Source organism: Exiguobacterium acetylicum, assembly GCF_019890935.1.
In the GTDB taxonomy this organism is placed as follows: domain Bacteria; phylum Bacillota; class Bacilli; order Exiguobacteriales; family Exiguobacteriaceae; genus Exiguobacterium_A; species Exiguobacterium_A abrahamii.
In genome coordinates this window covers 1,525,500-1,550,690 of record NZ_CP082333.1, presented here as the reverse complement: position 1 = coordinate 1,550,690, position 25,191 = coordinate 1,525,500, and the positions used below count along the sequence as shown (strand labels likewise).

The following is a 25,191-nucleotide window of genomic DNA, read 5'->3' as shown; positions in this document are numbered from 1 at the left end:
TTATGTTATGGAAGACTTGCCGAAATGGACACTACTCGATTGCGACGCTTGCCGACGCCATCCATCTCAGTCCTAAACAAACGAAACGATATCTCAATAAATGGCAGGAAGACGGTTGGATTGGTTACACGAGTGGTCGCGGACGAGGCAACTTAAGTGAACTCGTCTGGTTGCGTCACGTTGAACGGGAATATGCGAAACGTATGCTCGAGCGGATCGACCGTGACTCGATCGAATCGGTGACGGAGGAACTGACATGGGACTGGTCGCCAGCGCAAGCAGGACGCTTCATGCGGCAACTCGAACGAAAATTCGGCTATACACAGACAACGTCTGATGCGTTATTGATTCCGCGAAAACGGAATTTCTTAACGACCCACCCGTTAGAAGCAGCGGATATCCATAGTGCCCACCTCGTCCAGAACGTCTTCAACCGGCTGTTTACGATCGATGTCGACGGCAACATCCAAGGTGAACTCGCCCATCATTATATTTGGAACGGAACGACGCTCAGCCTCTTCTTACGGAAGGACGTCCGCTTTCATGACGGCTCGCTCCTGACGAGTAAGGAAGTGACGAAGAGTCTGCGTGCTTTGATCAAATATCCGGCTTACGCCTATTCCTACCGGCACGTGAAACAAATCGTCTCGAACGGTCCGTACCGGGTCGATCTCACACTCGATCAGCGCCGGAGTTCAATTTTGCCGCAACTTGCCTCGATACATACGAGCATCATCAAGGATGGCATTGGGACAGGACCGTTCCAACTGACGCAACATGACGACAAGAAAACCGTTCTGACAGCGTTCCCGAATTACTTTGGCATCCGTGCCCTGCTCGACCGGATTGAGTTCATCCAGATGCCGGAGCAATATGACCCGGTCTACCGGACATCGGCATCTGACTCCAGTCCGATTGATACGATCGCAACGCAATCCGGGTTTGGTCTCGTTTTGCTCCATCCACGCGCCGGTGGTCCGTTTGAATCAAAAGCCGCGCGACATTATATCCACCGGCTCGTCGCGGAAGTTCGTGGTGGCATTCACGACTTCCATGAACGGGCACAACCGAACGACTGTGGTTTTCTTGAGTCCTATAGTCAACCGTATACTGTCCCGGATGGTCCTGCCGTTTTGTTCACGCAACCGATCCGAATCAAGCTGACTGATTTTACGGACAAGGTGACACGCTGGCTCTGTCAGCGATTTGATCAAGACGGGATTCCGTACGAGTTCGTCGAGGTCGGCTTTGAAGAGAGCATCACGGATTTTCACGCTTACGATACGATTGATCTCGCCATCCATGCCGAAGTGTTCGAGCGAAATATCCAGTACGCCTTTTATCAGTTCATGACGAACACGTTCTCACCACCGATCCGACTGTTTCAGCAGATGCCAGAGATGTTGAAATTGATCGAACAATATGATGCGACACCGTTCGAAGACTGGCTTCCGATCCACCAATCGATCGAGCGTTACTTGATCGACGAATCGTATTTCATCCCGTTCTATCACGATACACGACTGATTCCGTATCCGATCGAATTGCAAAACATCACGATCGACTCTTTCGGTTACTTTGATTTCTCGAAGCTCTGGATTTCCAACCAATCGTGACGAATCGTTGACGAAATCTTGACCTGCTTGTGACAAAACGCACGATATTCTTTAATCTAGTATTTTAAATGTTGTATTAAAAGTGAGGCTGCGAAATACTAAGACTGTCTTTATTACTTAGTGAAAAGGAAGTGGTCTTATGTTATCAACCTCTACCATTCAAATCGTTCAATCGACTGTTCCCGTCCTTGCGTCGCACGGTGCCGCGATCACGAAAGTTTTTTATCAGCGCTTGTTTCAAGCTCATCCGGAACTGAAACACGTCTTCAATCAATCGAATCAACGGAGCGACCGCCAATCGCAAGCACTCGCAACCGCCGTGTATGCCGCTGCTGCTCACATCGATCGACTCGAGACGTTAAAACCGGTCTTATTACCCGTGCTCCATAAGCACCGCAGTCTACAAATTAAACCGGAGATGTATCCCATCGTCGGGCACGAATTGCTTGGAGCGATGCAAGATGTCTTAGGAGAAGCCGCAACGCCAGACATCTTGCACGCGTGGGGAGAAGCATACGGAGAGATTGCCAATCTGTTCATCACGCTTGAAGCCGAACTTTACGCACAGGATGAACAAGCGAAAGGTTTTTCCGGATATCAGACAGTCGAGATTTCGGATGTCGAGGAACAAGCAGATGGGATTCGCGCCTTGACCTTCCGCACGGACGGTCCACTCCCCGCTTATCGAGCCGGGCAATACATCACGGTGCGGATTCAAGACAAAGATGGCTTATGGCACAATCGTCAATACAGTCTGACGACGGCATCGAACATGGAAACATATACGATTGGTGTCAAACGAGAAGGCATCGTCTCGGACTATTTACATGCAGCGCAAGTCGGTGACACGGTGTTCATTAGTGCGCCGGCGGGTGCTTTTACACTCGATGCGTCAGACGAACCCGTCGTGCTGATTGCCGGTGGGATCGGGATCACACCGATGCTTGCGATGGCTGACAAAGCGTTAGCTGCTGGTCGACAGGTCACGTTACATCACGCTGTCCAAGACGAACGCCATCGTCCATTTAACGAGCAACTTGCCTTGCTTGAGCAACGTGGCGCACGCGTCATTCGTTACGCAGAACACCAGGCAATGGATCAAGCGGGTCGCCTGCCGAAAGACGTTATCGCAGGTATCACGGATTCGACATACGTCTGTGGTCCGGAAGCAATGATTCAATATGTGATCGAACACTTCACTGCGTCACCCGACAAACTGCATTACGAAATCTTTGGACCAACGCTTGCTTTTGCAGCAGAAACTCCAGTTGCACAATAAAAAACATCCCGCTCTCTTTGACACGTGTCAAGGAGAGCGGGATGTTTGATTAGAGGGGCAATCGTTCCGACAATGGACGGACCAAGACGATGTCCGTCGCCATTCGGTTATCGCGGCGTGGTTCATCGACCGGTTCGATCGTCCAGTTTTTTGCGTGAAGCGTATTCAAGGCACGCGCTAAGTCGTACATCGAATAACGCTCGTTGCCGTTCAACTGATAGAGACCTGCTTCCTGTTCAAGTAAAATCGTAACGAGCGCTTCTGCCGTATCTTCAAGCACCGAACTCGACGGATACCAGTTTTGACTCGCTCGAATGACGCCGTGCTGTTTCATCTCGTTCGTAAAGAAATCGACCATGTTGTTCGAACCAGCTTCCGTCCCGATTTGCCAGCCGATCCGGACGATCTTCGCTTGTGGATCGAGTGCTTGAATCGCTTGTTCGCAAGCAATCTTATAGGCACCATACTCGTCGGTTGCGTCTGGAACAGCGTCCTTGTCGATTGGTGCCGGCACGTCGTCTGAGAAGACAGACACCGTACTCGTGAAGAAGAACGGAATCGCATATTCTTGGCACAAGCGGACGAGCGCTTCCGTCCAACTGACGGACCCCATCCCGATATGTAAGAAATAATCTGGTCGTTCCGTTTCTAAAAACGTGCGCATCGCCGATTCGTCAGTCGTCGAGACTTTCGTTCGGTCCCAGGCAACTGTCTCGATGTCGTGCTTTGCTAAGACATCCGCAACGACGGGTGCTACCGTACCGTTCATACCTGTAATGATTGCTTTCATGTTGATGCTTCCCCCTTATATTCAATCTCAACATCATAAAACCGCTTGCTACTTCAGTTTACACAGGAAGTATTGATTTAACGAATCTGAGGTCATTCTTCTACGACCATTTATGCCTCAATAAAAAACGTCCGCTGTCCGATCTAACATCGGTGAGCAGACGCGTTCTATTTGTTCATCCTTACTCCGAAACGCCTTCCGTTGCCATTCGACGCCATAGTACATTCAAAAAGACCGTCATCCCACTGATCGGAATCAAAAACAATAACGCTGTGACCCATAAACTCTCCATCGACTCCACTCCTCATCGTTCATTTCTATCTCTAGTGTATAAGAGTGCGAAACCGCTTACCTCCACCTCAAGGCGGATATTTCATCCGACCTTGTCCTGTCGTTCTTCAGCAAAGGAAACGGTACGATGAAGGAGCAACCAGATACTGGTCATCACAAGTCCACTTAAGGCAAAGAACAGGAAAACGAATGAGATACTGAAGAACGACGTCAAGTACGACGACAGACCGTAACAGAGCGCGGAACACGCCGTTGATGCTGCGACCATCGCCGTCCGGACCCGGCCGAGCAAATGCGCAGGCGTCGAGCGCTGCAACAAAGTCGCAAATGGAATCCCGAATAACGTCAGCGCCATCCCGAGCAAGACGAAACCACCAACAGCCACTGGGACGGATGAGACATAGGCGACGATCGCAATCGCGAGACCTTGCAAGACGACGGCAAAACGAAACAGCTTATCCTGTCGTACGGAGGCGACCCATTTTCCGTAAAGGAGCGACATCGCGATTCCCCCGATCACCGTCGCCAGCTCGAGTGCAGAAAATGTCTGGGCATTTCCCAACAAGACATCCTTGGCATATGGCGCAAGTAAGGTATTCATCGGTGTGATCATCCAGTTTGCAAGGATTGCACAACCAAGGATCCATTTTAAGCGACCGTCACGCACGACGTGACCAATCCCTTCGAGCAACGCTTCGCGGTACGACCCTTGACGTACACCTTCTGCAACTTGCCCTGACATATGTCGAACGAGTAACCAGGAGACGAGATGTAGACCAAGATCAAGCCATAAGATGCTCGCGATCGAGAAATGGGCGATCATCATCCCACCGAGTAAAAATCCGCTCAGCGTACCGATCCGCTCAATCGTAGCAAGATACGCATTCGCTTGCGGCAATTGGTCATCTTCGACTAAATCAACGACCCATGTGAAGACGGCATTGCCACCAATGATTTGCAGAATCGTCTGCACGACGAGTAAGCCGAGTAACCATGGCAAGACGATGTCCGTCAGTCCGATTCCCGCTAACGTGATCCCAAGCGCCAGCAAGCGAATGAGTAATGATGTTTGATACAACGATGCACTGACGAACCGGTCGATCCACGGTCCGACGAACGTTGAGACGAGAAAACGAATCAAAAAGACACCGGTCGCAAGCAAGGCGACACCGGAAGCACTGATCTGTTCCGCACTTACCCAGTAGATCGCGATATAGACGAAACTCGTCCCGATGGTCGATAACAAATCCGAGACATACATAAAACGAAACGCACGTGACATGATGTTTTATCCCTTTCCTAAAACGACTTCTTGTTCATCTTACAATTTTTCTCAATTGCTGCCCATTCTTTTTTCGTCATCACATCGTCATCGTCTGTTAAGGCATTCTTACCCGTCTGTAACAGAGCCGACATGTTCATTCGCTATACTAAAACGCATAGGGAGGTGAAGATCCATGAAAACGCAAACGCGTTATGACTATGAAACCGAACAGGAACAGGTCGACGTCCCATCCGAGGCACGTCTAGGCTACTACTTTCTTTTGATCGTCCTGCCGCTTGGTCTCGCGCATCTTGTCCAGTCGCTTGCTCCTTCGCCGGATCAACACCACTCGTCCGTATTGACGGGTTTGACGTTCTTATCCATCGTCTTATTCATGTACTTAGGTAACCGAGCGGCTGGAAATGCCAAAACGACCTTTTTCGGATACTCGATGTTCTTGAGTATCAGTCTGTTCGCGACGCTGTTTCTACCAACGGTGCCGATCATTTGAGCATAAGCAAACGAGCACCCGTCCGACTGGGACGCGTGCTCGTTTTTTTTAATGCGTATGCGATTCGTGTTTGCCGTCACAATACAACGTATTTCCGTGAGCATGCTGATCCGTCTCGACCTGGATCGTTGCATGGTTAATCCCGACGTGTTTCAAATCGTGATCAATTTGTTCGCGAATCGACTCTGACTCCCGGACAGTCATGTCGTCCTTGACGACGACGTGACACGATAATGCGTTATACCCACTCGTGATCGACCAGATGTGTAGATCATGCAGCCCGAGGACGGCTTCGTTTGTCTGAATGGTAGAAACGATCTCATCGATGTCGACGTCACTCGGCGTTCCTTCCATCAGGACGTGAACGGATGCCTTCGTCACGTAATAGCCGCTCCGTAAGACGAGGATCGCGACGATGATACTCGCCAAGGGATCCGCCCATCCCCAACCGAAGAACATGATGAGAAGAGCAGCTGCAATCGCACCGACCGATCCAAGCATATCGCTTAAGACGTGCAGATAGGCACCACGCATGTTGAGGTTGTGCTCATGCCCTCCGCCGCGTGTCATGATCCAAGCAACGAGAATGTTGACGAGCAACCCGAGGACACTGATGATCAGCATCCCGGTCGTTGCGACAGCGGGTGGATTGATGAAGCGCTGGATGGCTTCAATGAAAATATAGAGAGCGATGACGATCAGCGTCACACCATTTATGATGGCGGCTAAGATTTCAAAGCGTTTTGAACCGAACGTCTTATTCGCATCCGGTGCTTGACTCGAGAACTGAAAGGCTAACAGGGCGATCGCAAGTGAAATCGAATCACTTAACATGTGCCCAGCGTCCGATAACAACGCGAGACTGTTCGTCCAAATTCCGCCGATGACCTCGACGATCATGAACGCGGTGATGATTAGGAACGACAGGCCTAGTACCTTTTTATTGTCGGTATGATGATGGTGGTGATGATGATCATGTGCCATGACGTTGCCTCCTTTTACCTTACATTCAAACGTCTATTTGAATTATAACGTGCCTCCGTTCTGTGGTCAACGGGCTCATCTGTTATATCCCACGCCTTTACTCTTCCAAAACGACTCATCTGACTAAACAAAAAAAACGATGACCCACTGCCATCGCTTTTTCCATATCTTTTTTTAAATAAACGACCGAAAATCCTCGGTTTGCTGCTCGAGTTGTCGTGCGACCTCTTCGATTGCGGTAAAGCGTTGCATCGTTTCTTTTACCGTCGCAAGGCTCGACGCAACTTCGAGATGGGACGCTTCAATCTTTTTCATCATCGCCATGATTTGACGGTTCATCGTTTCCGTATTCGTGCGTACTTCGACAACTGCACTGCCGACTAAATCCGATAAGTTTTTGACTTCACTGGCAACGACGGTGAAGCCTTTACCGTGTTCTCCAGCCCGTGCCGCTTCGATTGCCGCGTTCAGTGACAACAGGTTCGTCCGGGCAGCAATCTCCTTGATCGTATCAGCAATCTTTGTGATCTCGATGGCTTGGTCATACAGCGTTTCGAACGTCTGTTGGTTTTCTGCCGTTTCACTCGCGATCGTAGTCATCGTCTCTTGAAGCTGGTTGCCCTCTTTCGATCCATGAACCGATTGCAAATTCAATCCCTCAGCAAGCGTCTGGAAGCTTTTTGCATATCCTTGTACCCGGTCAATCCGGTCCGTGATGTTACTCGCGATCTTGACGACGCCGACGACTTCTTCTCCCTCAAAGATCGGCATGTAGGTTGCTTCAAGCCACAAGATGTCGCCCCGGGCATCGACTCGTTTGATTTTATCCGCTGTACTGAAGCCCGAAAACAGGCGTGTCCAAAAGTCTTGATACTCACGGCTGTTCGCGAATTCTGGTGTACAAAACGTATGGTGCTGTAAGCCAATCATCTCGTCCCGTTTATACTTCATCGTTTTCGCAAACAAGTCATTGACGTCGACGACACGTCGTTGGCGATCAAAATAGATCATCGCGACGTTTGCTTCCAGGCTCGACAAAATTGCTGGAGAGCGTAATGGTCTCGGTAAGGTTTCATTCATATTGTCATTAACTCCTTCTATGTATCATTCATGTTCTATGACAGTTTTATACAAGAACAATCTGTACCTATCTATCGTCATCGATTGACCTTTTTTATAGCTGAAATGGCGATTATCCAAGTTGATTTTCGCGAAAACGAAATCACTTCTATAAAAATTTTGTGACAGTTAAAAACGTTACATCATGACATTGTCAAAAAGCGTAGTAGATGCTACATTTATTTATGTAGTAAACACTACATATTTAAGGAGGAAATATAAATGACACATGATAAGCCCCCTCTATTTTCGAAAGGACAAGTTATCATCTTGGTCGTACTCGGTGTAGCATTCTGGTTCGTCGGTGCCCTGTCAGTCAGATTTGGATCTGGAATCGGTATGTTCGAAAACGCTGGAAACGTGATTGCCTTCCTGATCGGTTTACCAGTCTCGTGGATTTCCGTCATCATCATAAAAAAAGTTGCTCGTTTAAGTGCTGAACAGATAGTGCCGGGTGTCAGTCTCGGACTGTTAGTGGCGACGTTCTTAGACGGAATCGTTCTAACGTGGGGCACATCGCTGTATGGAACAGATCCTTTATTCGTCGGACGTGGTGCAGCATGGATTCTTTGGGGGGTCTTCGCCTTTCTTGCTGCTGCTTTCATCGAGGCGAGACGAATGGGATATAAAATGTTCTAAGGCGATGAAATGTGTTCTACAGGACGACAAATAACACAAATAGACCATTGGACTCGTCACTCGTCCAACGGTCTATTTGTGTAAAAGCAGGTGAATTCCAGTGTGGCGGTGAAAAAGATAATAATCGGAATCGTATTGTGATTACCTTGAAGATTTAGTTCGGTGGGGTCATATTTAAACAGAACGATGGACTTCAAATGAAATCAATCGTTCTTCGTCTCTGCTTCAGCCTTTTCGCTTTGGGCTGATTTGAAGTTGAGATATATGGTATACCCTACTGTTACTATTAAGAAAATGATGCCATACCCGAGTTCCCAATCGAATCCAAAATACAAGATTGACGATGTGATGACGACAATGAGAACTAACCGAATGCTCGATAAATGATACTTACTCATGATTTCCCTCCTTTTCTACCGCCACCGAAGTAGATGTATGTCACGAAAAGAATCAACGTCCACGTAAACACTGCGAATATGATTTTAAATAGGCCGTCAGGCAGTATTTTTGAGATGTATAACAGGGTCATTAGGATTGAAAACGTTAGATGGTTATTTCTCATTTGTGTAGAGAGCTTATCCCAATTGAGCAGTACAAGTAGTACCGCGACGGGTGCGAGGAGTGCCGTTAGGAAGAAGAACGGAACGTTCCTCATATAGTACGGTATCTCGTCTTTGTTTTTTCCCATTACATATCTCTCCTCATCTTCAATATAGAATACCTAGCTTCTCTATTCATTTCATCGGAACGGATGTGATTGTATGAAAAAAGAAGTACGTCCACTCATCTATACACTTATCGTTCTCGTCATCTTGATAGCTGCCTATCCGACTTACCTCTTCGTTTCTAAAACGATGACCGAAATCAAGATTGAACGAATGTTAGTTGAATCAGGATACGACCAAGATATTTCAAAGAAGGAAACGGTCTTTGAGTCGAAGACCGGAAGATACGTGCTGGAAATCAAATACACGAATGAACCAGACTATACATACAACTATGAAATCGTCGAAGATCATGTACTGACGACTGTATACGACCAGCATCATGTTGAAGTGACTGGCTCCGTTCAACATGAATTGAAGTAGACATCGTACTTTAAATAACAATCGAGCCCATTCAGCGATCGCACGAATGGACTCGATTTATGTACCTCTTAACATTCTTCTTTCATGTTCAGTGATTCTGCCGAGCGAATCGTAATTTGTTTTGTAGCATCATCGATGGATATGACACAATCCCATGTCGGCTTTAACTGAAGGACATCATTTCGATCCAACCACAAGACCGCAGTCAGTTCGATGAAGTCCCCCATCACTACCATTTTTCTCGCCTTCTCATCAATGACAGCATACAGTTCATCATCTAAGTTGATTTTCCAGTCAAAAAATTCACTGACGTTCACTTATCTTTTCCTCCAAACAATCTTTTGTCATCCGATTCAATCTCCCATTAAAACGAAATCTTCCATTTGTTCCGCGCGATCAATACAACGATCAGAGAAGCCAATAAAGATATTTTAAGCGTTGTATCACTGATTACGTGAAATCCGTAATGAAGTGAAAAGAGTACCATGAGTAGCGCAACGACGCTTCCTAAAAAGATCATGTTTTTCATTTTGTCACCTCACTTCCATTCTTGACTACTTTTTGTCAATACTCTGAAATATACCGTCCTTCTTGTTTGTTCGTAATTTGTTCGCCGTGTTTGAATCCCGTGACTTTAAAGCGATGAGATCCCGATCGATAAATCTCATATTCATTTTCCGGTTCATCTTGGAACACGACCCGTGCAATGAATTCACCCGTGCTCGTATCGTATCGAATTTCCTTGTTCTTCACATATGTCATATACTTCTGTTGCTTCAAATAATGATCGATTTCCTGAGTGACCTCTTGTTTTTCATCATAATAAAACACCTTAAAGGCTGAAGCACCGATGATGCCCACTCCTAGAATCATCACTATCGTAATCCATACATAAATTCGTTTCATATCATCACTCCCGAGTAGAAGTAAGAAAAATATCGTATTTCCAGATTCCATTCCCCTTGTTTTAAAAACTAGATATGTTTAAACTAATACAATAACACAAAAAAAGGAAGTCATTCATGATAAAAAAATCCATAAAATACTTTTTATTGTCATTTATGTTGCTTGTTATCATCTTGAATCTCTTGAATGGTCGAGTGATTGAAAATGAGCGATTAACGTTAGCCGTGAACATCGCTATCGTGCTGATGGCGTTATTTTTTATCAGTTTGAGGTTCTTCAAACGAAAACGTAAATAGGATGCTCATCGCTCCAAAATAAGTATGTAAAGGTGGTTAACTCGTGGGACAATTCATGATTTTTGGTGCCTTGATGAATCTTCTGATCATTGGCGCAGTCGTCTATGTCGTATGGAAATTAGCAAAAAAACTCTTTAAAAAATAAATGATGGATGTCCTTTTTTGATTCATTCTTGAAATTCGTATCGATCATGATTACATAAGCAAGGTCCCTTTCTCATTCGAAAAAGGGACCTTGTTCTATTTTATCCTGCGTAGTTGAACAACGGACCACGCAATTCAAACTTATACGTCTCACCGTCGACGATGCCGACGATCGCGTCACTTTCGATCAACTGATGCAGGAAGCCTGCCATCTCAGCTGCCGTATGGTATTTTTTAACGTTCTTGCTGTAGTCGAATCCTGCTTCGCCGCGCGAACGATCCGCAAACTCTGTCTCAGTCGCAGCTGGTGCGAGCACTTTCGCCCGGAGTTTTGCCCCGCCTTTTTGCAGTTCTTGCGCTAGCCCTTCCGTATAGGCACTGACATAGAACTTCGTCGCGCAATACGTGACCGCGTTCGGAACGATCCGGTAGCCACCTGCTGACGAGATATTGACGAGTGTCGTTCCTTCAACGTCATGATGATCGCGGACGAACAGACTCGATAGAATCGTCAGCGCCTCGATGTTCAAGCGAAGCATTTTCTCGATTTTCCCGAGCTCAATGTCCTGGACGAGATCAAAATCGCCGAATCCGGCATTGTTGATCCACGTCTCGATGTCGAGTTCCTTTAGTCCCTCATATAAATCATGGACATTTTGGTTATCTGCGAGATCGACCGACTTGAGGATGACATCACTATCTGATGAGATTTGTTTGACTTCATCCCGAAGTTTTTCGAGTTCTGACGTCCGTCGCGCGACGAGAACGAGTGATTTCCCTTTTCCTGCGAGTAGTTTTGCCGTCTCATATCCAATTCCTGAACTTGCTCCTGTAATGACCGTGTACTTCATGTAGCATATCCCCTTTTCGATTTGGTATAGTGAGAGTCTAATCCTTAGAGTGAACTCTAAGTCAAGCAGAAAGGTGAGATGTATGTATACGATTTCTGAAATCAGTCGATTGACCGATACGAGTGCCCATACGATTCGCTATTACGAGAAAGAAGGGCTACTGTTTCCGAAGCGTCAGAACGGTCAACGTCGATACGACGACCAAGATGTGACGTGGCTTCGGTTCGTTCTTCGCTTGCGCGAAACGCATATGCCGATCGAGCAAATCCGTTCTTACGTGACGCTGTTTCTTGCTCACGGCGAGCAGGATACGACGCAAGAACGGCTCGCATTGCTTGAAGCCCACCATGCGAACGTCTTAGCACAACTAGCAGCATTACAAGAAACGGAGCGAATGATCGCAGAAAAAGTCGACACTTATCGTCGCCTTCATCCTACGATTCCCGCTCCTGATGTTGTTCAATCCTCTAAGAACGCCTCCGTCAATTGACGGTAGACCGTTTCACGTTCGTCAGGCGTCAACGTAAGAAAACTATCGCCGATGTTGACTTCCATCGCGCAGCCACTATCTTTCTCAACGAGATAACCAGCGATACCAACTTTTCCGTGCGACTGGATTTCAATCAATTTTTCTTCGACGACTGCTTTTTCTGCCTTGAAGTAGAGATGAAACATGTTCGAGACTGGCTCTTTGGGACGAGTCGAGATGCCTGAGATCGCATTCAATCTGCTCGCAAGCTCCTTCGCGGCTGCATGGTATTCTGCCATGCGGTCTTTTCGTTGTTCATAATAAAAATCGGCAGACAGAATATACGGATATAGACTGATCAAGTCACCGCCGTAGCGACGTTTCCAGATTCGTGCCTCTTGGCAAAACGGTTCTGGTCCAGCTAAGATTGCTCCTGCGACGCCGCCGAGTCCCTTATAAAAAGAGATATAGACACTGTCAAACAGTTGCGCGATGTCCTTTGCTTCTGCCTCATAATACGGTAAGACCTCAAGTAAACGGGCACCGTCCAAGTGAAGACGGATTCCTCGATCACGGGCATACGCACAGATCATTTCGAGTTCTTCACGCGACGGAAGCAATCCGCCGAGTTCGCGTTGTGGTAGTTCGAGTAACAAACAACTGACGTCCGGTAAAGCTTTGACGTCGTCTATCGTCATCAATCGATCGGCTTCTCCGACTAGTACTGGTTCGATCTCGTGCAATTTTTTTAAACCGTCCTGTTCGTGGATTTCGAGATGACAGAGCGGGTGATAAGCGACCTTACGATTGTTCTGTTCATCCGACCAGATACGTAACGCAATCTGTTGCGCCATCGTGCCACTCGGGAAAAAGACTGCATCGTCGTGCCCGAGTAAGTCTATCATCTTGCGCTCGAACGTCTTGATTAACTCGCCGTTACCATAAATATCACTTGGTTGATCAGCCGATACAGTTTGGAGCGCTTCTTGTAACACGCCGACCGTCCGATTCCCATGTCCATCTAAACGTTTCGTCGTTTCTTGGTAACTCGATCGTAAATCCATATCGTTCATTCCCTTCTAAATCAATGACTATTTTTTGAAAAAATCAAAATATTCCCTCTCCACTTTTGCTATACTGTGTAGCGAAAGTCTGTTAAACGTACTCGTCAAAGGAGGTGTCCCTATCGTGCAAACGCTTCGCACTCGCTTATTGCTTCTTATTCCACTTGTCTGTCTACTACTACTTACCGTGCAACAATTTGTCCCGTCGCTCTATACGTCACTGCTTGGACAAATCGATCCAGCAACGAATACCTATTGCGTCGACCGTTGCGGTCCAAAGGAATCGATCTTCGATACGATCGAAGAAGGAACGTCTTATGGCGAGAGCACGGTCACGATGAGCGAAGCCGATCCACCAGCTCCATGGTTCCGGACAGGGTTCGATTCTTCGGTGACGACACCTCCTTATCTTCTCATACTATGTCTCATTCTCCTGTTTTGTAGCTGGTTTTTCTGGCATTATCTCCAGTGGTTGCGTCGACCTCGTATCGATCCATCAGGGTATGTGCTTCCGCCACGCTTCCCGATTTTTATTTATGAGACAAAAGACCTGCCTGCTGACTCGATTCGAAAACAACTCGCTCACTTTAATGCACAATTGCCGCTGTCCTTACAACGCCGGACCCACGAGACGGTAACGGAATGGTTCGACCGAATTGCGTTCCCTTCTCCTGTTGATCCGCTCTACTTCGAAGTGCGATACGGGAAGGTGCCTGTCATCTCGACGCATCAATTGACCTTCTTCGTTCAAGCGATGGAGCAGTACCTTCGAAAATGCCAAGTCCAGTCATCGATCTCTTGAATTCTTCCGCCCTGCTCAATGAAGCTTGGCGGTTTTTTTATTGAAATCAGTAAGGATAACGTCTTGAAAGAAGGTTTCAAGTGTTTTTAAGATTTGGATTGACTATTTTTCAAAATCAGACGATTAGTTGCCAGAAAACTGGGTAATATAGACTATAGTAGAGAAAAAGTCGTTCAACCAGGAGAGTGAGGTGAGAGAAGATGATCAGTGCACAAGAAGCCTATTACATCAAGAAGGAATTGAATGAAAAATTCGAGGATCCGCGGATTTCCTGTGATTTTTCAATCTTTTCACTTGAACCGTTCCAACTTCTCTTGCACGTCCAAGAAGATGTCGATGAACTCAGTACTGAAACACGCTATGGCTTAAGCCGCAAGATTCGGTCCCAGCTTAAACAACTTGATGCACGTGTCGGGGGTGTTCCCGTCAAAACGGTCTACATCATATCGGCACCTCTCATTTCCGATCGTTCGTATTGCGTCATCTTACAATGAATTTTAAAATACCCCGTATGAGAAGCAAATTCTCACGCGGGGTATTTTTGTATTCATCGGTCTGTAAAACCATCGATTTTCCATGCATTCTTTAAATAAGTTTGCTCCTTGGACCAGTAGACGATCGCATATTCTCGATTGATGTGTTCCCGTTCTGTTATCGCATGCTCGATTTCCGCATCAAAATCACAAAAGGCATACAGAGCGCTTGACCTGTCAGCAATCCTTTGCATGTCCTCCATGAACATCAATTCTTGCTGGTCGGTCGTCAACGGAATTAACTTCTCTTCTTGAAAACCGAATCGAAAACCAAAACAGTCAGGCTCTTTTTCAATCGTCATTCGAACCGGTACTGTTATTAAACCATGATACGCTAAGAAGACGAGCGAGGCATTCCCGTAATGATGATTCAGTAATGGACGCCAGTCTTTCGGAAGACCCTTTTCCTCGCCCCAGTGTGATCCATCAATATCCGTCGCGTAACTGTATCCGAGACATCTTATGTCTGAATGAAATGCATCCAAGACCGTTCGAGCAGCGTGTTCCATATCTTGCGTTTTTTCAAAAACAAATCCTACCTGTATCAGCATTCTTCATTCCCATCTGATTATGCATTACCCTGCCATGTCACCGATTTGGTTCCGACCATTCTCTTTCGCCCGATATAACGCTTGATCGGCTTGGTCGATCACCTCTTTTTCTGTCGTTTCTGCTCCGGGTACAAGCGACGTCAAGCCAAGACTGACACTGACCCGGCAAAGTGGTTCATAGCGTTCATGTACGATATTCAAATCGAGAATGTCCTGTCGGATGCGTTCTGCAATGCGCCGGGTTTCTTCTGCTCCACGCGGCAACAAGACTGTGAATTCCTCTCCACCGTACCGTGCGACTTGTCCATGCCGTGCTTGACGCTTCAAGACGCGGGCGACTTCTTTTAAACATTCATCCCCTTTTAAATGACCATACGTATCATTATACGACTTAAAGGCATCGACATCGATCAAAATCAGGGAGAGTGGTGTCTGGTGTTGTTTGGCTTCTTCGAGAAGTTGCTCCAATCGTTCATCGAACGCCCGTCGATTCGGGATGCCGGTCAAGGCGTCGTGAAGCGAACGATGAATCAAGGCTTGTTTACTGCGTTCCATCCGAAACGTCTGGATGAAGGCAATTAAGACAAGAACGGCAATGCTTGCGACAACGACGATGACCCATTTCGCAGCACTCGATGCTTGCTCGGAACGATTCGTTGCTTCGGCGATGATTCGGTTGACGTCCGTCCGTAGACGGGCATCGATCGGACGAAATGTCTCGATATATTGCATTCCTTGATAACGCTTTGCCTCAGCGGCTGCTTGATCCCCGTTTCGAACGAGTGCCAGTTGGGCATCATAAAATCGGATAGCTGTCTCGATCCGGGGAATCGCTTCCGTTCGGACGAGCTTTCGCATGATCGGATGATTCTCATCGAGTTGATTGAGTCGCTTGACCGTTTGATCAAGCCGATCAATCGTCCGATCATACTGGGCTAGATCCGCCTCGTTCGGTGAGAGGATGTAACTGCGAACGACCAGTTCAAGATTTAGTAACGCCGGAAACAACTCCGCTGCTTCCGTCGAGATCGGAATCGCCTCGTTTAAGATGCGTGCATTCTCTCGTTCGATTTTCAGGAAAGCTTGATAGCTCCAAACGCTTGTAAACAATAGCGCACAGAGTGCCAAAAACAAATAGCGCTGCAACGTTGACCATTTCACAAAAAGACCGACCTTTCTTTCTCTTTCTAATTGACTAAAGTCTATCCCTTCTATCGGTGTCTTGAAATCAAACTGTTAGTCGTTTGTATGAAATAATGCCCGTTGCCGACACATTCCAAACGCTTCCAGCTTTCTTAATCGGTCAAGGATGTGTTTTCCAACTGTTCCTGTGCCTGCCTTCGTCTCAGTGCCCGCTCAGTCACGTCATTGTTCTTCCACCAAGCGACGAGTAGACCAACTAGTCCGACTAGACCCGTCACGAATCGCTCGACGTCACTTGCCGACACTGGCAATGCTGTAAAACCGAGCGTCGGTAAGAGTAACTCAAGAAAAACATAGAGCGGAATCAAGAGACGGATCCACGCCTGAAATCGAATCATGGTGACACCGGAAAGAGACGACGCCATGTTTGCGGACCAACGATTCCGTCAGCGACTAGACGACATGTCTGTTGGAACGTTCGAACGGCGTGCGTCAATCGGGCATCAAAGATTCCTGTCACCACAAGACCCAAGCGTTTTTCAAGGGCTCGGACGAGTTCCGGTGCTTGGATTTTTTCCCGGAGATAGTGACCTTGTTTTGGCACGTGATGGCGCGCTAGACTGACATGATCGTACAGTTCAAAGTGTGGGTAGTCTGGAAAACGAGACCAATCGCCTCCCCAGTCCATTCCGCGTCGTTTCATCGCGCGAACGATTCGTCGGAGTCGCGCATCTGGCGGAGAAAGGAACAACGCCCCATCCTGATAGAGAAAGACGTCGATTGCGACACCGAAGTTATGGTTTGATTGTCCGCCGCGGGCTTGCGTCACGATGGGTCCTGGCGTCGTCCGTCCTTTTGCATACAACGCATCCTGTTCCGCGATGCTCCGAAAGCTTTGCGCTATACCGAGCTTGATCCCATGCGGATAAAGCTCTCGTATCACGTCACGCGTGATCCCGACGACAGACGGATGCATGCCAGGAACGGATAGTTTTTGATTGGCACGTCGGAGTAATTCTTCCAGTTGCATCAGGCTCCCTCCCTTGTCAGTGCTTGTAATAGTTCAGCAATTTCGGCGTCGTCAGGTATGCTCTGTTTCTTCTTCTGGTGTGCTTCATACGCTCGTTGCGCTGCTTTTTCTTGTTCTATCCAATTCGGTAATTGAAATAATGAAGTGTCTCTTCTTGAACGTTTGATTATTCGTTTCCGCCGTTCAACTGGTAATCCAGTCGCAAGACGCTTGACGACTTGCTCGATGTAACCAAAATGACGACTGTTCGCTCGCGCCGCTTCTTCGATCGCATACCGAATGTGCTCGATCGGATGGTCTGTTGCCAGCTGTAGCAATTCCTGCTCGATTCGTGGTGTCGCCTTGCCGAGATTCGTTTCGTACTGCTGCACCAGCTCCTTTTTTAAAGTCGTATTCTTCAAGACTTCTTCTTCGGAGGCAGCAGAAACCTTGGGAGCAGTCGCCTCCTGACTCGACGGGGACGGTGTGTCGACACGGGGCAGGACACGGTAAGCATTCGAGGTCTGTCCTCCGTGTTTCGTGAACCGTTCGACTTTCTCGATCCGACCGCTTGCGATCAAGGACTGGATACATGACTTAACCGTCGATTTACTGCACGGAACAGCGTCGGCGATCGTCTGATAGGACGGGAATGCTTGACCATCCTGACCACTGAAGCTTTCAAGGATCAGATAGATCATCTTTTCATGGACGGACGCAAATGCCGTCCCGCTCCTTAAGAGCGTATGGGGAACCGGGAGATATGGGACTTGCATGGTGATTCCTCCTTTCTAGGAAATATGACAGGAAGAGGTCGAGGATTGTTCGAAAAAAATACATGCGAACCAATCAGATGATGCTGCTTGGTTTGACCAACACTCCTGACGATTCGTCTTTATGACATTGCAGACATAAAAAAGCGCTCTCCATTAACGAAGAGCGCTCCTGTTCATTTTAAGACGTCCCAATTCGAAAAGTGTCGTGCCTCGAGATCGAGTTGCTGTTCCTCGATCCAGCGAAACGCTTCGAGTACGAGCGGAGACGCGTTATCAATCGAGACGTCACTCGCCTTGACCCAGCGCGCACCGAGTGAGTCTTGTCCGACGAATTGTTCGGGGATACTCAGCGTTCCACCCGTCTGTCGGACGAGATAAAAGACGGCGATGTGATGGACTTCGTCGAACTCGCGCCAATCCCACGGAAGCTTGAAGTCCGCGACGCCGATCTGTCGTTCGAGTGCCACTTCGAGCCCTGTCTCTTCCGTGAATTCCCGGCGCATCGCCGTAGCGAGCGTCTCTCCTTCTTCGAGGCTTCCCCCTGGTAAGTCATAGCGATTGATATACGGTCCACCATTCTTGTCGATGACGAGTAAGGCATCCTCCTTCATCAATAATCCATAGACACCAAATGCCCGGTGGCAACGAATCGTCTTCATGTGTCATTCCCCCTTCTCTTCATCTGCAGGACGGTCGGGATGAATGGATCCAAAAAGCCGTCAAACGGAAACTGTTGCTGCGCGATTCGTTCTTGTAGATTCAGTAACGATGCACGGGCTCGTTCAATCACATCAGGCGGATAGTCGTACAATTGTTGGTTCTCTAAAAATTCGTCCTCGTCGACGACCGTCCACACGCCGTCACGATGAACGAGATCGAGATCCAGATCAATGAACGATAAGCTATTTCCTTGAAGAACCGGCGGTAAGCAAATGTTACAGTAGTACGTCACCTCTCCCGTCCGCTCTAAATCGAGACCGACCGTAAAATCCGCATCAAGCGGATAGAATTCGAGACTATAATTGTCGTATGTATAAACCGCTTCGCGACGATGATGTAAAAGAGTCCGCCCGGGCGTATTCGCGACGAGCAGATAGTTTTCCGTCTGTTCAAGGACATAGCCGTCCCATGAATAGTGCGGACGTCCATCAAATTTTCGCGCTTCTATCGTGACATGCTTCAGTTCCATTCTCATCCCACTCCTTCCCTAAAGCTCTCTAATTTTACCAAATAAATTTGTTTGAGCAAGTCTTTACCTGAATCTTTAAAATTTTGAGACTCTCTCGTTGACATCCTTTAACAAACTGCTATCGTGAAAGTATCATACTCAAGGATGTGGAACCGATGTTCATTGCCGAGTTGTTATTGAATGCTTGCATCGCCTTCACCGGCTTTTATTTGATCGCCAAAATCATCTATAGTCAGCGTCTTGCGTCAAGTAGCTTGAAATCCCTCATCGTCGGTCTCGCGACCGGGCTGCTCGGGGTGCTATTGATGTTCAAGGGGATCGCCGTCAACGAGTCGTTACGGATGGATTTGCGTCATTTACCGCTCGTCCTGCTCGCTTTTTATGGCGTCCGCTCGCCCCTGATCATCGCAACGCTAATCATCGGCTGCTCCCGGTTCTATTTCGGCTGGACACCACAAGCGGTCGTCGCGTTTCTTGCAGTCCTTGGCATCAGCTCCGGGATGTACTTCATCCATAAACGGTTGCTCCACCGACCATTCCTGCAAAATCTCATCATGAACGTCTGGGCGTTGTTCATGATCTCGATTGCCGTCTCGATCAATCTCGGCTTTAGTGACGCCGCTCTTCGTTTGCTCGCTTCGACATGGACGATCGGACTGGCGGTCGGGCTGTTATCGAGTCTGTTGACGATTGATTTTCAGTTGCTCAACGAACAAGTACAGCGCTATAAACAATCAGCGGAACTCGATCACTTGACGGGACTGTACAATCGCCGTGTTTGGGACGATCGGACGGCGTTGCTCGAAGAAGAAGGACGGGTCTACAATGTGCTCGCACTCGACATCGACCACTTCAAGCATGTCAACGATACATACGGGCATGCGAACGGGGATCTCGTCTTACAACAGTTCGCACGGATCTTACAGGAAGAAACGCGTCCGCATGATATCACGGCGCGCATCGGGGGAGAGGAATTCATGGTCCTCGTCTATGATTTGACGCCGTCGAAAGTCGCGAAGGTCGCCAACCGAATCCGGGAGCGGATCGCGAACACGCGCTTTCAGCTCGACGGCTTTCCCGCCATCTCGATCACAGCGTCCGTTGGCATCGCCCATGGGAAACACGTCGCTGCTCAGCGGATGAATATTCTTGCCGACGAAGCGTTATATGCCGCTAAGGAACAAGGGCGGAACCGTGTCATTCTGTACGAGGTCGATGCTGAGGCAGCGATGACGACGCAAGACCGCGAACCGGTCCGTTCTTAATCTTTATCATACCCATTCGATTATTGAGTAGACTGCGCTGGGTGATGCAAAAACAGATCCCCTATCATCGGAGGACGACATATCACGCAATGCTTCATCCATGCAAAAGAGGACTTACCATGAAACCGGTAAGTCCTCTTTCTTTACGCTTGATCGATTCGACGAAACTGTAAACCACGTGCTTTCCACTCCGGCAAGAGTTCTTTCAGCGCCGCGATCGTCTGCACGGGTGCTTGTGGATCTGCACCGAACGTATCCCCGTTATCGTGGAGCAAGATGATGTCTCCTTCTGACACATTTGATAGCAGCCGTTTGATTTTCGCCTTTCCGCCCTCTAACTTCCAGTCCTCTGCCATCTTCGACCAGAGAATCATGTTGTAAGAAGGAGGACAGAGGACATCCCCAGCATTGAGTGCGCCCCACGGTGGACGATAGACCGTCGGACGTTCGCCCGTGATCCGTTCAATGATTGTAGCCGTCCGCTCGATGCCTGAACGGACTGTCGACGGTCGCATCGACCAGTTCGGACGATGGATATAATTGTGAATCCCGAGTTGATGTCCTTCTTCGTGGATCCGGCGAATGAGGTCCGGATGTGCTTCTGCTTTATGACCTACGACGAAAAACGTCGCGTGAATGCCTTCTTGTTGTAAGAGATCCAGTAGTTCTGCCGTATAGACAGGATCTGGACCGTCATCGAACGTCAAGGCGACGAATCGTGAGTCCAGTGATTTCGTAACGCGCCATCCAAAGACGCGTGACGCCATATACGGAACGACCGTATAGGCAAGTGTCGCGAGAACTCCCGCTGTGACAAGACGTGAACGCATGTAAACTAACTCCCTTATTATCCATTTGCTTTTTGACGACGATCTTGCAGGCAACCCGCAATTCGTTCTGCGAAAAATCGCTGATCGGCCATGACACGATCATTTTGATACTGCATGACCGCTTGTTGCCAAGCATGCATGACGTCCGGGTTCTCAAGCGTCCGACGGATGACGTCCGCGAGTGAATCCGTTTGATTAAAGGAGAACGCAAGCCCTTTCTCCATCAAATATGTGCGATTGATCTCTTCTTGCCCCGGTAGGACGTGTTGAATGAACAGCGGTACACGTTTTTCGAACGCTTCGCTAACCGTCACGCCACCCGGCTTCGTGACGATCGCATCCATCCGTTCGTACAATTGATTCATCTCATCTCTTGAATCGATATAGGCGAGTGGATGGATATGTGGATGACGTCGAGTGGCTAACCGTTTATAAAGCGTCTGATTGTTCCCGCACAAGACATGAAAATCGGCTTCCTCACACTGTTCGATTTGCGTCAGCAACGTCTCGAGTTGACCGAGTCCACCGTTTCCGCCAGCAACCAGAATTTGTTTGCGCGACTGCGTCGAACGAATGATCGAACCACCAGAAATGGCTGGATGGACAGGAATTCCCGTCACGAACAACCGCTCTTCTGGTACAGCATGGTGCGCGTGTAATTCCCGCCTCGCCTCACGATTCGGTAACAAGTGGTACTCGATATGCGTCTTTCCCCAGACGCGACTGACGAATAGATCGGTATAGGCATTGATGACGGGTACATCACAAAGGTTTCGTTCCTTCAATTGATTCAAGAGATAGGACGGAAACGCATGCGTACAGATGATGACATCCGGTTGTTCCGTTCGGATGATTCGTAACATCTGCTGTTGGAAATAATGCGACGTCCATCCGGTCGAACGCGCGTTACTCGAACGCCCGGCAATATGCCGATGGTAAAAACGACTATAACCGTTTGAGAAATGTCGGATCCAGTTCAGATAAAATTTCGATGTCACCCATTCTGCGAACGGGCTGATCGTACTGAGTAACTCTACTTCCTTGACTTCAACATCTGGTCCCTGCAATCGTTCAGCGATGGCTTCCGCGACGAGATGATGACCGGATCGCATCCTTAAAAAAGGAAAGATCACTATTTTTTGCATCGTATGTCCACTCCTTCAAACTATCCGCAAAAATCCTTTAAAAAGAAGTATCGCTTAGTCTTCTTTTCCCGCTTGGTTTTTCCCTGAAACGACGCGTTTTTCGAGCCGTTTACGCTTGAGCCATTTGACGAGTACTCCAAGCAGGAACAATACGAGTAAGGCAAGTCCGAAATACGGTACGACTTCCGGCTTGATATGAAACGTCTTTCCGGCAAAGTGACCGAGTAAGACGAAAGGAACGACCCATAGCGCAGAACCAAGTGCCGACACCCAGAAATACCGACCGAACGGAATCCGCTTCATCCCCGCAAAATACGGATTGATTTGCCGCACGCCCGGGATATAAAGACCGGCGATAATCGTCCGATTAATCCGTCCCATGTAGCCGTTCGACACCCGCTCCCAGCGCTCCCTCGTCAATCCGATGAACCGACCGTATCGTAAGACAGTCGGTCCAAAGAAGCGGCCCGCGCCATATGCCGTCAACATACCGACGAACGTCCCAGCGTATGCCGTTAAGATCGAATAAATCAAACGTTCTTCGTTCTGACCACTTAAGATTCCAATCAGGACGAGTAGTGATTCTTCCGGTGCCGGAATCCCGACGATGCCAAAAAATAAAAAGATGAAAATAACGCCATATCCATAGGCATCGAGATACTGGTTGACCGTATCCATGTTCATGTTGTCACGTCCTCTACTGCTGTCTCTCTGTACTGTTTCATCGTCTTCTGACTATGTATTCGTTCCTGTTCATGCAATTCCTTTTTTAGAAAAATTAAAACCCGTTTTTAGCTAAAATTGACCTGTTCTCTTATCTCTCCTCGTGACAGTTCTCAGCATTTAGGAGATGATGAAGAGAGTGAAGTATATTTTTAAGGATAGAAGGAGGATGACGATGAAAGAGACAAAACAGCTGACGATTTGCCCGCTCTCGACCGAAAGTATTCCATTCGTTAATGATGCCAACGAACCGTTCCCAATCATCGGACGTATTGTTCCGCAGTTCTCCGGTACCACTTGGTCCTACACGGAAGAACTTTATGAAACAGCTACCGAGACCCATTTCCCGGACGACCGTCTCGATTGGTCTACTTATATTGATCATAAAGATCGTATCGTCCTACTCGCCTTCTCCGGCACTTCTTGTATTGGACAGATCCGTCTCGTACGTGATTGGAACCGTTTCGCTTACATCGAGAACATCGCCGTTAAACAAACGTTTCGTAAACTAGGCGTCGGACACCAACTGCTTGCCGCTGCGAAGAAGTGGGCACAGCAACGTGAGTTGGTTGGTCTGTCCCTTGAAGCACAGGACGATAATCTGATAGCTTGCCGGTTTTACGCGCGAGAAGGCTTCGTGCTTGGCGGTGTCGATAGCCTAAAACAATTCGCCAATCCACACATCAATCTGACACTTTATTGGTACAAACTATTTTGAACGTCAGCTGGAAAGGACTTATCTCATGTTGTCTATCGTAAAGAGCAGTTTCGTTTCTGCGATATTGTTTGCTTTCTTGTACGCACTGATTGCTGGGCTTGAGATGGGGGATCCAGCAATCTACGGCACGTCCTTCACCGACTTCTTCCTGATTGGTCTACTGTTTGCCGGTCCTCTCATCCTGATTGGTGCACTCTTAACAGAAGGGCTTCCACGCCTGTTATTCCGTTCGACTATTTCACTCACACAACGGTTCATTCTCAATCAAGTCGTCGCGTTGTTCGCAAGCATCGTCCTCTATCTACTTGTGCAGCCGCATTCGTTTTCGCTCGTTCCGATCGTATTCTGTTCTGGTGTAGCGTTGATGTATCTTATCGTCTCCGAGTCGGCACGGAAGTATCCGTCATTCCTCCCCTATCTGTTCGGGTGGCTCGGTCGGACCGTCCTCAGCTTCTTTTTGTTTCTCCATTTGTTTGGATCGATGACGATGATGATTCCGTTTCTGTCTTATGCGGAGCAGTTGGTCAATGAACAGTTAGACGCTGTCATGCTTCTGTTCTTCAGCAGCATCGCGATGGCTGACATGCTGTTAGCTGTCCGTTTCACGAAGCGTTCGCTACCGTGGACGACACATCTCCTCGTTCATCAAGGCACGGTCTTCGTGTTTGCTGGCGCGTTCATTTTGTTCACTTCGCTTCCTGCGGTATTTTTCACCGGAAACGTAGTCGCTGCCTTTTTATATTTGATGGTCACCCGCCTATTCATCGTCATGAAAACCGGGAAGGAGGAACACCATGATCCGTCTGTCATTTCGACTACTGATGACTAACTGGATTTTTTTAATGCTGTATCAACATCTCCCATCGTCACCTCGCCTTATGCTCGAGACGGACGCTGGGTATTATTCAGGTGTTTTTGAGACATTGCTGTCGTTTATGATTGTCATCACAGTCGGCGGCATCCTGACTGACGCGATTCGTTACTTCGGCTTCCGAACGCGTCCACTTTCTTTTGCATCACATCTCTTCCTGAATCAAGGCATCGCCTTACTTATTGGTGGCATCTTATTAATCGTTTTCAATGCTTTGTTTCAACCGCTCTATTTTCAGACAATCGCGAGTAGCGCCGCTTTCCTCTACTTTATGATGACACGTTTGACGTTATTATATAAAGAAGACCAGGTTGTTTAAATTCAG

Annotated in this window: 31 protein-coding genes; 12 read left to right on the top strand and 19 right to left on the bottom strand. The window is 47.9% G+C overall.

Annotation, left to right across the window (positions count from 1 at the left end; all coding sequences use genetic code 11):
• Positions 1 to 2: 2 nt before the first annotated feature.
• Both K7G97_RS08035 and K7G97_RS08030 read left to right on the top strand, forming a co-directional pair.
• Entirely contained in the window at positions 3 to 1,616 is a 1,614-nt protein-coding gene (locus K7G97_RS08035) for an ABC transporter substrate-binding protein (RefSeq protein WP_262415818.1), read from the top strand.
• A 139-nt stretch (positions 1,617 to 1,755) separates the two neighbouring features.
• Positions 1,756 to 2,895, top strand: coding sequence for a globin domain-containing protein (locus tag K7G97_RS08030; protein WP_223041916.1), 1,140 nt, complete (start codon positions 1,756 to 1,758; stop codon positions 2,893 to 2,895).
• 49 nt (positions 2,896 to 2,944) lie between these two features.
• Here the strand turns inward: K7G97_RS08030 and K7G97_RS08025 are convergent, their stop codons facing one another.
• Both K7G97_RS08025 and K7G97_RS08020 read right to left on the bottom strand, forming a co-directional pair.
• Positions 2,945 to 3,685 (bottom strand): sugar nucleotide-binding protein, encoded by a 741-nt coding sequence (locus tag K7G97_RS08025; protein WP_223041915.1) that lies wholly within the window; start codon positions 3,683 to 3,685, stop codon positions 2,945 to 2,947.
• Positions 3,686 to 4,058: 373 nt separating this feature from the next.
• Positions 4,059 to 5,258, bottom strand: coding sequence for an MFS transporter (locus K7G97_RS08020; protein ID WP_223041914.1), 1,200 nt, complete (start codon positions 5,256 to 5,258; stop codon positions 4,059 to 4,061).
• Between the two features lie 175 nt (positions 5,259 to 5,433).
• Here K7G97_RS08020 and K7G97_RS08015 point away from each other — a divergent pair, with 175 nt between their 5' ends.
• Entirely contained in the window at positions 5,434 to 5,751 is a 318-nt protein-coding gene (locus tag K7G97_RS08015) for a hypothetical protein (RefSeq protein WP_064300912.1), read from the top strand.
• 48 nt (positions 5,752 to 5,799) lie between these two features.
• Here K7G97_RS08015 and K7G97_RS08010 read toward each other — a convergent pair whose 3' ends face one another.
• On the bottom strand, positions 5,800 to 6,735 hold the full coding sequence (locus tag K7G97_RS08010) for a cation diffusion facilitator family transporter (RefSeq protein WP_223041913.1): 936 nt from the start codon (positions 6,733 to 6,735) through the stop codon (positions 5,800 to 5,802).
• A 174-nt stretch (positions 6,736 to 6,909) separates the two neighbouring features.
• Positions 6,910 to 7,815: a methyl-accepting chemotaxis protein gene (locus K7G97_RS17575; RefSeq protein ID WP_223041912.1), complete on the bottom strand. Its 906-nt coding sequence runs from the start codon at positions 7,813 to 7,815 to the stop codon at positions 6,910 to 6,912.
• A 261-nt stretch (positions 7,816 to 8,076) separates the two neighbouring features.
• On the opposite strand from K7G97_RS17575, the gene K7G97_RS08000 reads away from it, so the two are divergent.
• Positions 8,077 to 8,493, top strand: coding sequence for a hypothetical protein (locus tag K7G97_RS08000; RefSeq protein WP_223041911.1), 417 nt, complete (start codon positions 8,077 to 8,079; stop codon positions 8,491 to 8,493).
• A 203-nt stretch (positions 8,494 to 8,696) separates the two neighbouring features.
• On the opposite strand, the gene K7G97_RS07995 is transcribed toward K7G97_RS08000, so the two are convergent.
• Positions 8,697 to 8,891, bottom strand: a complete 195-nt coding sequence (locus K7G97_RS07995; RefSeq protein ID WP_223041910.1) for a hypothetical protein — start codon at positions 8,889 to 8,891, stop codon at positions 8,697 to 8,699.
• A 363-nt stretch (positions 8,892 to 9,254) separates the two neighbouring features.
• Between K7G97_RS07995 and K7G97_RS07990 the strand changes: the two genes are divergently transcribed.
• Positions 9,255 to 9,581 carry a DUF3139 domain-containing protein gene (locus K7G97_RS07990; protein ID WP_149427301.1) on the top strand — a complete coding sequence of 109 codons (327 nt, stop codon included), beginning with the start codon at positions 9,255 to 9,257 and terminating at the stop codon, positions 9,579 to 9,581.
• A gap of 68 nt (positions 9,582 to 9,649) precedes the next feature.
• Here K7G97_RS07990 and K7G97_RS07985 read toward each other — a convergent pair whose 3' ends face one another.
• From K7G97_RS07985 to K7G97_RS07975, 3 genes are all read right to left on the bottom strand, one after another.
• On the bottom strand, positions 9,650 to 9,898 hold the full coding sequence (locus K7G97_RS07985; protein WP_023468196.1) for a hypothetical protein: 249 nt from the start codon (positions 9,896 to 9,898) through the stop codon (positions 9,650 to 9,652).
• Between the two features lie 247 nt (positions 9,899 to 10,145).
• The gene (locus tag K7G97_RS07980) at positions 10,146 to 10,487 is read right to left on the bottom strand and encodes a DUF3139 domain-containing protein (protein WP_223041909.1); all 342 of its coding nucleotides are present in this window, start codon (positions 10,485 to 10,487) and stop codon (positions 10,146 to 10,148) included.
• 541 nt (positions 10,488 to 11,028) lie between these two features.
• Complete coding sequence (locus tag K7G97_RS07975; protein ID WP_223041908.1) at positions 11,029 to 11,778, bottom strand: SDR family NAD(P)-dependent oxidoreductase; 750 nt, start codon at positions 11,776 to 11,778, stop codon at positions 11,029 to 11,031.
• A gap of 82 nt (positions 11,779 to 11,860) precedes the next feature.
• Between K7G97_RS07975 and K7G97_RS07970 the strand changes: the two genes are divergently transcribed.
• Positions 11,861 to 12,268, top strand: a complete 408-nt coding sequence (locus tag K7G97_RS07970; RefSeq protein WP_223041907.1) for a MerR family transcriptional regulator — start codon at positions 11,861 to 11,863, stop codon at positions 12,266 to 12,268.
• Here K7G97_RS07970 and K7G97_RS07965 read toward each other — a convergent pair.
• Complete coding sequence (locus K7G97_RS07965; RefSeq protein WP_262415817.1) at positions 12,238 to 13,311, bottom strand: threonine aldolase family protein; 1,074 nt, start codon at positions 13,309 to 13,311, stop codon at positions 12,238 to 12,240. The genes K7G97_RS07970 and K7G97_RS07965 overlap by 31 nt on opposite strands.
• Positions 13,312 to 13,435: 124 nt before the next feature.
• Between K7G97_RS07965 and K7G97_RS07960 the strand changes: the two genes are divergently transcribed.
• Both K7G97_RS07960 and K7G97_RS07955 read left to right on the top strand, forming a co-directional pair.
• Positions 13,436 to 14,113, top strand: coding sequence for a hypothetical protein (locus tag K7G97_RS07960; protein ID WP_223041905.1), 678 nt, complete (start codon positions 13,436 to 13,438; stop codon positions 14,111 to 14,113).
• Positions 14,114 to 14,313: 200 nt separating this feature from the next.
• Positions 14,314 to 14,607: a hypothetical protein gene (locus tag K7G97_RS07955; RefSeq protein WP_223041904.1), complete on the top strand. Its 294-nt coding sequence runs from the start codon at positions 14,314 to 14,316 to the stop codon at positions 14,605 to 14,607.
• Between the two features lie 53 nt (positions 14,608 to 14,660).
• Here the strand turns inward: K7G97_RS07955 and K7G97_RS07950 are convergent, their stop codons facing one another.
• From K7G97_RS07950 to K7G97_RS07920, 7 genes are all read right to left on the bottom strand, one after another.
• Complete coding sequence (locus K7G97_RS07950) at positions 14,661 to 15,155, bottom strand: Imm64 family immunity protein (protein WP_223041903.1); 495 nt, start codon at positions 15,153 to 15,155, stop codon at positions 14,661 to 14,663.
• A gap of 66 nt (positions 15,156 to 15,221) precedes the next feature.
• Complete coding sequence (locus K7G97_RS07945; RefSeq protein ID WP_223041902.1) at positions 15,222 to 16,358, bottom strand: GGDEF domain-containing protein; 1,137 nt, start codon at positions 16,356 to 16,358, stop codon at positions 15,222 to 15,224.
• A 134-nt stretch (positions 16,359 to 16,492) separates the two neighbouring features.
• Entirely contained in the window at positions 16,493 to 16,738 is a 246-nt protein-coding gene (locus K7G97_RS07940) for a phage holin (RefSeq protein WP_223041901.1), read from the bottom strand.
• Positions 16,735 to 17,370, bottom strand: coding sequence for a M15 family metallopeptidase (locus K7G97_RS07935; RefSeq protein WP_223041900.1), 636 nt, complete (start codon positions 17,368 to 17,370; stop codon positions 16,735 to 16,737). Before K7G97_RS07935 ends, K7G97_RS07940 begins: the two co-directional genes overlap by 4 nt.
• Positions 17,370 to 18,125: a helix-turn-helix domain-containing protein gene (locus K7G97_RS07930; protein ID WP_223041899.1), complete on the bottom strand. Its 756-nt coding sequence runs from the start codon at positions 18,123 to 18,125 to the stop codon at positions 17,370 to 17,372. The genes K7G97_RS07935 and K7G97_RS07930 overlap by 1 nt, the downstream gene beginning before the upstream one ends.
• A 173-nt stretch (positions 18,126 to 18,298) precedes the next feature.
• Positions 18,299 to 18,784: an NUDIX hydrolase gene (locus K7G97_RS07925; RefSeq protein WP_195865135.1), complete on the bottom strand. Its 486-nt coding sequence runs from the start codon at positions 18,782 to 18,784 to the stop codon at positions 18,299 to 18,301.
• On the bottom strand, positions 18,781 to 19,314 hold the full coding sequence (locus tag K7G97_RS07920) for a DUF402 domain-containing protein (protein WP_223041898.1): 534 nt from the start codon (positions 19,312 to 19,314) through the stop codon (positions 18,781 to 18,783). The genes K7G97_RS07925 and K7G97_RS07920 overlap by 4 nt, the downstream gene beginning before the upstream one ends.
• 155 nt (positions 19,315 to 19,469) lie before the next feature.
• Here K7G97_RS07920 and K7G97_RS07915 point away from each other — a divergent pair, with 155 nt between their 5' ends.
• Positions 19,470 to 20,579, top strand: coding sequence for a GGDEF domain-containing protein (locus tag K7G97_RS07915; RefSeq protein ID WP_223041897.1), 1,110 nt, complete (start codon positions 19,470 to 19,472; stop codon positions 20,577 to 20,579).
• Between the two features lie 143 nt (positions 20,580 to 20,722).
• On the opposite strand, the gene K7G97_RS07910 is transcribed toward K7G97_RS07915, so the two are convergent.
• The 3 genes from K7G97_RS07910 to K7G97_RS07900 are packed head-to-tail and all read right to left on the bottom strand — an operon-like array spanning position 20,723 to position 23,238.
• A complete protein-coding gene (locus K7G97_RS07910) occupies positions 20,723 to 21,409 on the bottom strand; it encodes a polysaccharide deacetylase family protein (RefSeq protein ID WP_223041896.1) in 687 nt (228 codons plus the stop codon).
• A gap of 17 nt (positions 21,410 to 21,426) precedes the next feature.
• Complete coding sequence (locus tag K7G97_RS07905; protein WP_223041895.1) at positions 21,427 to 22,554, bottom strand: MGDG synthase family glycosyltransferase; 1,128 nt, start codon at positions 22,552 to 22,554, stop codon at positions 21,427 to 21,429.
• 54 nt (positions 22,555 to 22,608) lie between these two features.
• Positions 22,609 to 23,238: a DedA family protein gene (locus K7G97_RS07900; RefSeq protein WP_223041894.1), complete on the bottom strand. Its 630-nt coding sequence runs from the start codon at positions 23,236 to 23,238 to the stop codon at positions 22,609 to 22,611.
• A 214-nt stretch (positions 23,239 to 23,452) separates the two neighbouring features.
• Between K7G97_RS07900 and K7G97_RS07895 the strand changes: the two genes are divergently transcribed.
• From K7G97_RS07895 to K7G97_RS07885, 3 genes are read left to right on the top strand one after another with little or no spacing between them, the layout of a single operon-like run.
• A complete protein-coding gene (locus K7G97_RS07895; RefSeq protein ID WP_223041893.1) occupies positions 23,453 to 23,995 on the top strand; it encodes a GNAT family N-acetyltransferase in 543 nt (180 codons plus the stop codon).
• A 25-nt stretch (positions 23,996 to 24,020) separates the two neighbouring features.
• Positions 24,021 to 24,824: a hypothetical protein gene (locus K7G97_RS07890; RefSeq protein ID WP_223041892.1), complete on the top strand. Its 804-nt coding sequence runs from the start codon at positions 24,021 to 24,023 to the stop codon at positions 24,822 to 24,824.
• Complete coding sequence (locus K7G97_RS07885) at positions 24,817 to 25,185, top strand: hypothetical protein (RefSeq protein ID WP_223041891.1); 369 nt, start codon at positions 24,817 to 24,819, stop codon at positions 25,183 to 25,185. The genes K7G97_RS07890 and K7G97_RS07885 overlap by 8 nt, the downstream gene beginning before the upstream one ends.
• Positions 25,186 to 25,191 lie beyond the last annotated feature (6 nt).